Here is a 9,344-nt window from a genome sequence, read left to right as displayed (position 1 = left end):
TAACTTTGTATTGTTTACCGCCGGTTTTTACGACCGCGTACATACTCAACTCCATAAGGGTTTTGGTTCAAAATATCCGCGCACCATGCGCGAAGCCGTGAATTTTATGTTTATTTGCCTGTTTTGTCAAAGTTTATTTTCACCAACCGGCACAGGCCGTCTGAAAAATACGGCTGCGGCGGTGCGTACGGGTATGATTGCTGCTATAATTGCGCGCTGCATATTTTTCTTCCCCCCTCCTTTTGCTTTGACCAACCGAACCCGCAAACGCCATGCTCGAAAACCTGCCCTACTTCCAACGCCACCTCAACGACGACCTCGCCAAGGTCAATGTGGTCATCAATCGGGCCGTACAGTCTGAAGTGGCGCTGATTTCGCAAATCGGCACCTACATCATCAGCGCCGGCGGCAAACGCCTGCGCCCGATTATCACGGTTCTGGCAGGCAAGGCTTTGGGTTACGACAATGAAAAACTGTATTCGCTGGCCGCCATGGTGGAATTCATCCACACTTCCACACTGCTGCACGACGATGTGGTAGACGAAAGCGGGCTGCGCCGAGGCCGCCAAACCGCCAACAGCCTGTTCGGCAACGCCGCAGCCGTGCTGGTTGGCGACTTTCTCTACACCCGCGCCTTCCAGCTGATGGTAGGTTCGGGCAATATGAGGATTCTGGAAGTGATGGCCGACGCCACCAATATCATTGCCGAAGGCGAAGTGATGCAGCTGATGAACATCGGCAATACCAATATCACCGAAGCCGAATATGTGCAGGTTATCCAATATAAAACCGCCAAACTGTTCGAGGCCGCCGCACAAGTGGGCGCGATTTTGGCGGGCGCCACACCCGATCAGGAGCAGGCATTGAAAGATTACGGCATGTATGTCGGCACCGCTTTCCAAATTATCGACGACGTGCTGGATTATTCCGGCCATCCCGACGAAATCGGCAAGAACGTCGGCGACGATTTGGCCGAGGGCAAACCCACGCTGCCGCTGATTTATCTGATGCAGCAAGGCAGCGAAGCGGTAGCCTCCGACGTTCGCACCGCCCTGCAAAATGCCGACCGCAGTTATTTTGAAAAAATCTACGGTTATGTGAAAAATTCCGACGCGCTGGCCTACGCCGCCGCCGAAGCCGCCAAAGCCGTTGAAAAAGCGGTGGCCTGTTTAGACACCCTACCCGACAACGAAGTTACCCGGGCCATGCGCGCGCTGGCGCAAGAATCGCTGGCGCGGGTTTCTTAACCTACTGTTTTGTTTGAAAACCCCGCCGTAGTTCAACGGATAGAACGTATGCCTCCTAAGCGTAAAATACAGGTTCGATTCCTGTCGGCGGGGCCACTCCAATATCAGCCGAATCAAAATATCAAAGGCCGTCTGAAAACTTTCAGACGGCCTGAAACCTTTGCAAAACACGTTTTAACCCTGAATTTATTTATGTTTCGTCATACCCGGGCTTGACCCGGGTATCTGTTATTTCTTTTGAAACAAAAAGATGCCCGGGTCAAGCCCGAGCATGACGCAGAGGCTTTAAGATGCCGAAGGGAATTTTGCAAAGGCCTCGGCCTTTTTCAATACCGCTCTTCCCATCAAGGCTCTTGAACCGCCAAAGCTGCCTGCTCTTCCTGCTGCTTGAGTGTAGTCAGCTTTTTCGTCAGCACGTTCAACAATATGCCGTAGGCGGGCAGGAAAAACAGCGTGCAGATAACAAGCTTGAAAAGATAGTCGATAAACGCGATTTCCCGCCAGTTTGCCGCCATAAACGCATCGCTGCCGGCATAAAAAGCCACACTGAAGAAAACCAACGTATCCAGCGCATTGCCCAAAAACGTCGAAGCCGTGGGCGCAATCCACCAATACTTCAAGCGGCGCAATTTATTGAACACAAAAATATCCAGCAACTGCCCGAGCGCATATGCGGCAAAGCTGGCCAACGCAATGCGGCCGACAAAACCGTTGAATGAAGCCAACGCAGCCCAACCCGTCCAAGCACCCTCGTGAAACAGCACCGACACCGCATACGACAAAGCCAACGCCGGCAGCATTACCCAAAAAATAATCCGACGGGCAAGGTGCCGGCCGAAAATGCGCACGGTCAAATCGGTAGCCAGAAAAATAAACGGAAACGTAAACGCCCCCCAAGTGGTGTGGAATCCGAACACTTCAAACGGAAACTGCACTAGGTAATTGCTGGCCGCAATAATTAAAATATGAAAAAAGGCAAGACAAATCAGGGCTTTTTGCAATTGTGCAGAAGTAAATCGATACATAGTCATGCTCCCGCCTGCCCGCGCTGTGTCGGCAGTGCGCCGCTTTTTTTCAGACGGCCCCCACCAACCAACCGCAACAGGCAGCTTTCAATCAGTTTTTAAAATATTGCAGATATTGGAAATGCCGCCGCGCGCGCTCAGGATTGAGCATCGTGGGAAAACAAGCGTGTTTTGGCAAGCTGCTCAAACTCGGTGCCCGGACGGCCGTAATTGGCGAACGGGTGGATGGCTATCCCGCCGCGCGGCGTAAATTCACCATAAACCTCGATATATTTCGGCTGCATCAGCGCAATCAAATCTTTCATGATGATATTGACACAGTCTTCATGAAAATCACCGTGATTGCGGAAACTGAACAGATAAAGCTTGAGCGATTTGCTTTCTACCATTTTTTCGGCAGGAATATAGCGGATATAAATGGTGGCGAAATCCGGTTGGCCTGTCATCGGGCACAGGCTGGTGAATTCAGGGCAGATGAATTTGACAAAATAATCATTGCCCGGGTGTTTGTTGTCGAATGCCTCCAAAACTTCGGGCGCATATTCGTTGCGGTACGAAACGTTTTGACTGCCCAGCAAAGTGATGCCGTGCAATTCGTCGCTGCTGCGGGTCATAAGTGGAGCTTCCTTGGTTTTCATCAATGCGGGAGTTTTGCGAACCGCAATACAAATTTTTGCATTTTAATACAAAAAGCTCAAACTTGTATCACCCGGCAGGCAGAAACACAAAGCAAGACTGTTAAAAATGGTTTATGGAACAGGAAACTCAAAAACAAATTTACTGACATCTGTTTTATAAAATAATTCAATATACTGAATAAAAAAGAAATTTAAAATGCCGTTCGTCTTTTTATAAATGCATAATGCGTAAAAATATGTTTTTTTGCCGAACTATACATAGGAGGCCTACTCTAAAAAAACAATATCCCCTTACACTGCAGACAGCCCGCCGAAAATCCCAAACAGCACTTGAAGCCGCAGATAAACGGTTGATTTCATCCACCCGACGGTTTATACAGACCGATTTATGACAATATCAAGCCGTTTGTAAGAAAGGTAAACCGATTATCTGTTTTTTTGGGAAACTATAAACATTAAGATTAAAATACCTGCAGCCAAATTAAAAATTTGTCGCACTTTTAAGTAAAAACGGTAATTTTACAGGAATTTAAAAGCAGATACCTGCATTTCGCCAAAACAATCAATTTACCAACATCACCTTGGGAAGAGAAATATAATGAGTTTTTCACAAGCCGAATTGGTTAATGCGCTACGGTTACTTTCCGGGCGCCTGCCTGAGTTTTCCGAACAACAAACCCAGTCCGGCCGCCTGCTGCGCGTCGTTACGGAGCGTTTGAGCAGCCATTTGAACGACAGCCTGAAAGAATTCGGCATCAACGAAAACCTGTGGTTTGCCGTGATGGCGGTTTATGTGAGCCCCAACAGCGAAATCCTGCCCTCACGTCTGAGCGATCTGATGGATTTAACCCGCACCAGTGCCACCCGCCTTTCCGACGAAATGGTGGACCGCGGCTGGGTAGAACGGCATATCAACCAACAAGACCGCCGCCAAATCGTGTTAAAATTAACTCCCGAGGGTGAAGCCTTTATCCAAAAAATCTGGCCGCAGATTTCCAGTAAAAGCGGTGAGGCATGGGAAGACTTCACTGATGAAGATTATGCCCAGCTGCAACATCTTTTAGGCAAACTGCTGACCAAGCTTGGTTGATTCCGCCGTTTTGTCATGATGCTGCACCCGGGCAAAAGCAAGGCGGACAGTTCGATGAAATTTACCCTTATCACACACGGCGCGGTGTTGCTCGGCTTGCTGTTCACCGCTGCCTGCGCGCCGTTTGGCAAACAAGTGCCGTTGGACACCCCAACGGCTTATTCATTGCCGCAAGGCGAATCCACCCGCGAAATACGCGACGGCTGGTGGACTCAGTTGCGCGACCCCAAACTCAACCGCTTGATCAAAGAAGCCCTCCGCAGCACGCCGCAAATGCGGATTGCCCGGGCACGTTTCGAGCAGGCGCAGGCCGAACTCGGCGTGAACCGTGCCGCCGACGGCGTTCAAGCCGGCCTGGTTTCGCAAGGCATAGGGGCGTATGTCAGCCCCAAACCCGTTTCCAACACAGCAAACACCGACCATACCCTGCTGGTGGCGGCAACCGCTTTGCAAGGCAGCTGGACATTCGACTTCTGGGGCAAAAACAAAGCCCGTATCCAATCCGCCTTAGGCCGCAGCCGGGCGGCAGCATACGAGGCGGTGCAAACCCGTTTGGAAGTGGCCAATGCCGTAGCTGCCCAATATTTTGCCTGGCAGGCTTTGGAAACCCAGCGTCAAACCCTGCAAAAACGCTTGCAAGTGGCCGACGGCACCGAAAAACTATTAAAGCAGCGCATACAGGCTAACATTCTGCCCGCCTCCGCGATTTATCAGGCCGAGCAGGCCCGGCAGCAATTGCAGGTGCAGCAATTGCAGTTGGCACGCAATATCTCGCGTATACGCAACAGCTTGGCGGTAACGGCAGGCCAATCACCCGACGCTTTGCGGAATTGGCAGCCCGCTCCGCAAGCAACCGCACCGATATTGGCGGTCAACCGTATCCGTGCCGACCTGCTGGGTAAGCGGCCCGACATTGCCGCCCAACGCGCCCTCTTGGAATCACGCGCTCAAGATGTCCGCGAAGCGAAAGCGGCGTTCTACCCCAACATCGAATTGAAACTGCTGGCCGGATTGGCACATGTAGACGCTTTCAATGTAGTTAGAGGAAAAAGCTCCGGTATGTTGGGCATTATGCCCGCACTCAGCCTGCCTGTTTTCACCTCGGGCGCATTACAGTCGAAACTGGGGGCACGCCACGCCCGCTTTAACGAGCAGGTGGCGGTGTATGACCAAACCGTGCTGAATGCCATGCGTTCGGCAGCCGATGCCGTCAGCGATTATCAAAGCCTGCTCAGCCAAACCGCATTGCAGCAGCGCATGGTGGAAACCGCTGAAAAATCAGCAGCGGCCGCCTCCCGACGCAAGCATGCCGGGCTGGAAAACGGTTTGGTTCCCCTGCAAAAACAAGACGAAGCCTTGCAGCAGCAAATGCAGCTGGCGCAAAGCCGTGCAGACTTACTGACCGCTTGGAGCGGCGTCCACGCCCGTCTCGGCGGCGGGTTTCAGGCGCAGTAAACAAGCAGGACTTGATAAAACGCCCTTCCCCCTCCGCAGCTATCTGTTTGAAACCGCCGTTTCTTCATCAAAAATTCCTTTACGGTTGAAACCCCGTTATTTATGGCGGCAGAATTTGGGTTTATTGGGGAGGGGCGTAATCCCTTCCCAATCAGGGCAACACGCAGGGCGACGCTTTATGTGCCGTCCTGTGTGTTGAAACATATTAAACAAACAGCAGCATTTAAACCTACTCAGGCCGTCTGAAAAAATAGTTTTCAGACGGCCTGAGGCCTTTGCAAAAAAAACTCAAACAGCATGAGTTTTTGTATCACACAAAATTTCCTTTCCTCCATTCCCGCCGGTTTTATTTCCAGGTCAGCGCCAAATCGTAAAGGGCTTTTTTGCTCTCGCCGGTGATTTTAGCCGCCAGCTCCGCCGCCTGTTTGGTGGGCAGTTCGGCCACCAGCACCTTCATCACGTTTTGGGCCGCTTCGGGCAGCGTGCTGTTTTTTTCTTTCGGCGCGGGGTGGAGCACCAATACCATTTCACCGCGGCTCTGGTTGGCATCGTTGGCCAAGGCCGTCTGAATATCGGTTACGCTGCCGCTTAAAAACGTTTCAAACGTTTTGGTGATTTCCCGCGCCAGCGTCAGCCTGCGCCCGGGGAACAGCGCCGCCATGTCGGCCAATGCGGCGGCGATGCGGTGCGGGGTTTCAAACGCCACCACAGGATGTTCGGCCTGCACCCAGCCTGCCAGCAGTTTTTGGCGCTCGCCCGCTTTGGCAGGCAGAAACCCGTGAAAATAAAAGCCCGGCTCGGCAATACCCGCCGCACTCAACGCCCCCATCACGGCGCTGGCACCGACCACCGGCACCACCTTGAACCCGGCTTCGCGCACGCGGGCGGCCAGTTTGGCACCGGGGTCGCACACGGCGGGCGTGCCCGCATCCGACACCTGCGCCACTGTCAGGCCGTCTGAAAGCGCTTCGATTACTTTGCCCGCCATCTGCTGTTCGTTGTGCTCGCGCACGCTCAGCAGCTTAGTCTGTATGCCGTAAGCACCCAAAAGTTGTGCGGTAACACGGGTATCTTCGGCACACACCAAATCGGCACGGGCCAGCACTGCCAGCGCGCGCAGGGTGATGTCGGCCAAATTGCCGATGGGCGTGGCAACCACGTATAATGTTTGCGCCTCAAGGCTGTCGCAGGCTTTTTGGTAATGTTTCTGCATCATCATAAATAACAAACCGCTTTTCGGAAGGCCGTCTGAAAAGCCGGATTATATAGTGAAACAACACAATAAGGAGACAAGGCGCCGAAGCCGCAGGCAGTACAGATAGTACGGAACCGATTCTGTTGCCGCTTCAGCGGCTTACAAAATCGTTCTCTTTGAGCTAAGGCGAGGCAACGCCGTACCGTTTTGTGCTGTTCACTATAACGGGGATAAACAATATGCGCTTAACTCATACTCAAGGCGCGGCAGGCGAAGATGCCGCGCTCGCGTTTCTGCAAAAGCAGGGCTGCAAACTGCTGGCGCGAAACTGGCACTGCCCGTTTGGGGAAATCGATTTGATTGTCAAAAACGGCAACACGATTTTGTTTGTTGAAGTAAAATACCGCAAAAATAGCGGCTTCGGCGGCGCGGCCTACAGCATTACGCCCGCCAAACTGTTAAAACTGCAAAAAAGTGCCGAGCACTATCTGCAGCAACACCGCCTGAGCCATGCAGCGTGCCGTTTGGACGCGGTTTTGATTCAGGGTAACGATGCCCCGCAATGGGTGCAGAACATCACAGGCTGATTTTCAGATGACTACTTTACAAGAACGCGTAGCCGCCCATTTCGCCGAAAGCATCGAAGCCAAAAGGCAGGCGGCGGATATTCTCAGCGGGCCTGCCGCCGAAGCGGCCGGGCTGATGCTGCAATGCTTGATGAACGACGGCAAAATCCTCGCCTGCGGCAACGGCGGTTCCGCGGCCGATGCCCAACACTTCGCCGCCGAAATGACCGGCCGTTTTGAAAAAGAACGCATGGAACTGGCCGCCGTGGCGCTCACCACCGATACCTCCGCCCTCACCGCCATCGGCAACGATTACGGTTTCGACCACGTTTTCAGCAAACAGGTGCGCGCGTTGGGCCGGGCAGGCGACGTGCTTGTCGGCATTTCCACCTCGGGCAATTCCGCCAACGTTATCGAAGCCATCAAAGCCGCCCACGAGCGCGATATGCACGTTATCGCCCTCACCGGCCGCGACGGCGGCAAAATCGCCGCCATGCTCAAAGACAGCGATATTCTATTGAACGCGCCCCACCAGCGCACCGCCCGCATACAGGAAATCCACATCTTGCTGATTCACGCCCTGTGCGACTGCATCGATACCATGCTGCTGGAAGGCATGTAACCGTTTTCAGCTTTCAGACGGCCCCTGCACACCAGGCCGTCTGAAAACCATCCAGAAAGGACACATTCGAGATGAACCTCAAACAACACACCCGAACCCTGCTCGCCGCCGCCTTAACCGCCGCACTGCTGAGCGGCTGCGTGGGAGCCGTTCTGGGCGGAGCCGCAGTAGGCGGCACATCCGCCCTCGACCGCCGCAGCACCGGCACACAGGCCGACGACAACGTAATGGAAGTACGCATCAAAAACACCGCCCTGTCCCACCTGCGCCAAAACAGCCAAAACGGAGGCTTCGAACCGAGACTGTCGGTAGTAGGCTACAACCGCCACATCCTGCTGCTCGGCCATGTTGCCAACGAAAGCGACCGCGCATTCGTAGAACAAGTGGCGCGCTCGGAGCAGGCAGCGCAAGAAGTGTATAACTACATCAGCGTATCGCCGCAGAAACGTACCTTCGGCAACGTGAGCAGCGACACTTGGAGCACATCGAAAGTACGCACCACCCTGCTGGGTATCCAAGGCGTGATTCCCAGCCGCGTGAAAATCGTTACCTACGACGGCGTAACCTATGTGATGGGGATTCTCACCCCCGCCGAACAGGCAGCCGTTACCGAACGCGTCAGCACCACTTCGGGCGTGAAAAAAGTAGTAACGCTTTATCAAACCTACAACAAATGATAAGCTTTACCGCTTCAAACCTATTTTGCCGTACGGGCAAAAGGCCGTCTGAAACAGATTTTCAGACGGCCTCTACCAGCTAAACGGAAAACAAAATGAACAACCGCAAACCCGGTTTCATGCTCAAGCCCAAACACCTGCTGGGCTCCCTCTTCGCCATTGCCTTCATCGCCGTGGCAGGTGTGGTAATCGGCATCATGCAAACCTTCGACACCCAAGAATCCGCACGGCAGGAAGCCTCCGTGCCACAAACTGCCGCCGTATCGGAAGTTGAAATACTTTCACCGCGCGGCGCTCCGGCTGCAGCCGCAGCACAAACCTATACTGCCTTACAGCAAGCATCAGAAGACACTGCACAACAAGCATCGGAAACCGATGCCGAAGCGGCGGCATCCGGAACCGAAACACAAACTGTTGCCGCATCTTCCCTCGGGCAAACCGCTACCCAACCCAGAAAACCGATCCGCCAAACCCGATCCAAACCGCAGCGTAAAAACACACCGGCAGAAACAGCCAAACCGGCCGCCGTACAGCAGGCCGAAGCCGAAACTCCTGCTGCTGCACCCAAAGAACAGCCTGCGGCAGCCGAAGCGCCCGCACTGCAAGCCGAAGCAGCCGAGAAAACCGCCCCGGCCAAATCCGCAGCAGAAAAACCCGAACCCAAACCCGCCGCCGACAAGCCGGCTCCTGCGGCAGAAACCGCGCCTGCACAACCTGCCAAACCCGCCGGCGTAGCCGACAACCTGTTTTAACCTGCCGCCCGCTGGAAACGGCGGTTCATCATTCCCGCCGCAGCCCTTTTTTCGGCAGCAAACCGGCACCGCCCTCT

General features: G+C 53.8%; 11 protein-coding genes and 1 tRNA gene. 9 read left to right on the top strand and 3 right to left on the bottom strand.

Annotation, left to right across the window (positions count from 1 at the left end; translation table 11 throughout):
- The 3 genes from Q3970_RS08080 to Q3970_RS08070 form a co-directional block, all read left to right on the top strand.
- Window positions 1–361 (top strand): hypothetical protein (locus Q3970_RS08080; protein WP_303100062.1); only part of this gene is annotated, 361 nt, incomplete at its 5' end.
- The gene (locus tag Q3970_RS08075; RefSeq protein ID WP_303100061.1) at window positions 273–1,247 is read left to right on the top strand and encodes a polyprenyl synthetase family protein; all 975 of its coding nucleotides are present in this window, start codon (window positions 273–275) and stop codon (window positions 1,245–1,247) included. The genes Q3970_RS08080 and Q3970_RS08075, both read left to right, overlap by 89 nt.
- Before the next feature lie 21 nt (window positions 1,248–1,268).
- Window positions 1,269–1,343 (top strand) — tRNA-Arg (locus Q3970_RS08070).
- 248 nt (window positions 1,344–1,591) lie between these two features.
- Here Q3970_RS08070 and Q3970_RS08065 read toward each other — a convergent pair.
- Complete coding sequence (locus tag Q3970_RS08065; RefSeq protein ID WP_303100068.1) at window positions 1,592–2,272, bottom strand: 7-cyano-7-deazaguanine/7-aminomethyl-7-deazaguanine transporter; 681 nt, start codon at window positions 2,270–2,272, stop codon at window positions 1,592–1,594.
- Window positions 2,273–2,409: 137 nt separating this feature from the next.
- Window positions 2,410–2,886, bottom strand: coding sequence for a preQ(1) synthase (gene queF / locus Q3970_RS08060; protein ID WP_303100060.1), 477 nt, complete (start codon window positions 2,884–2,886; stop codon window positions 2,410–2,412).
- A 622-nt stretch (window positions 2,887–3,508) separates the two neighbouring features.
- Between queF and Q3970_RS08055 the strand changes: the two genes are divergently transcribed.
- Both Q3970_RS08055 and Q3970_RS08050 read left to right on the top strand, forming a co-directional pair.
- Window positions 3,509–4,000, top strand: a complete 492-nt coding sequence (locus Q3970_RS08055; protein WP_303100059.1) for a MarR family winged helix-turn-helix transcriptional regulator — start codon at window positions 3,509–3,511, stop codon at window positions 3,998–4,000.
- Between the two features lie 54 nt (window positions 4,001–4,054).
- Window positions 4,055–5,455: an efflux transporter outer membrane subunit gene (locus tag Q3970_RS08050; protein ID WP_303100058.1), complete on the top strand. Its 1,401-nt coding sequence runs from the start codon at window positions 4,055–4,057 to the stop codon at window positions 5,453–5,455.
- A gap of 346 nt (window positions 5,456–5,801) precedes the next feature.
- On the opposite strand, the gene rsmI is transcribed toward Q3970_RS08050, so the two are convergent.
- Window positions 5,802–6,671 carry a 16S rRNA (cytidine(1402)-2'-O)-methyltransferase gene (gene rsmI, locus Q3970_RS08045; RefSeq protein ID WP_303100067.1) on the bottom strand — a complete coding sequence of 290 codons (870 nt, stop codon included), beginning with the start codon at window positions 6,669–6,671 and terminating at the stop codon, window positions 5,802–5,804.
- Window positions 6,672–6,889: 218 nt separating this feature from the next.
- Between rsmI and Q3970_RS08040 the strand changes: the two genes are divergently transcribed.
- The 4 genes from Q3970_RS08040 (at window position 6,890) to Q3970_RS08025 (ending at window position 9,267) form a co-directional block, all read left to right on the top strand.
- Complete coding sequence (locus Q3970_RS08040; RefSeq protein ID WP_303100057.1) at window positions 6,890–7,237, top strand: YraN family protein; 348 nt, start codon at window positions 6,890–6,892, stop codon at window positions 7,235–7,237.
- A 7-nt stretch (window positions 7,238–7,244) separates the two neighbouring features.
- The gene (locus tag Q3970_RS08035; RefSeq protein WP_303100056.1) at window positions 7,245–7,838 is read left to right on the top strand and encodes a phosphoheptose isomerase; all 594 of its coding nucleotides are present in this window, start codon (window positions 7,245–7,247) and stop codon (window positions 7,836–7,838) included.
- Window positions 7,839–7,909: 71 nt separating this feature from the next.
- Window positions 7,910–8,515 carry a BON domain-containing protein gene (locus Q3970_RS08030; protein WP_303100055.1) on the top strand — a complete coding sequence of 202 codons (606 nt, stop codon included), beginning with the start codon at window positions 7,910–7,912 and terminating at the stop codon, window positions 8,513–8,515.
- 95 nt (window positions 8,516–8,610) lie between these two features.
- Window positions 8,611–9,267, top strand: a complete 657-nt coding sequence (locus Q3970_RS08025) for a hypothetical protein (protein ID WP_303100054.1) — start codon at window positions 8,611–8,613, stop codon at window positions 9,265–9,267.
- The last annotated feature ends 77 nt before the right edge of the window (window positions 9,268–9,344 follow it).

The sequence above is a fragment of the Neisseria sp. genome (assembly GCF_030530745.1).
Lineage (GTDB): Bacteria > Pseudomonadota > Gammaproteobacteria > Burkholderiales > Neisseriaceae > Neisseria.
This window is presented reverse-complemented; position numbering and strand designations above follow the sequence as displayed.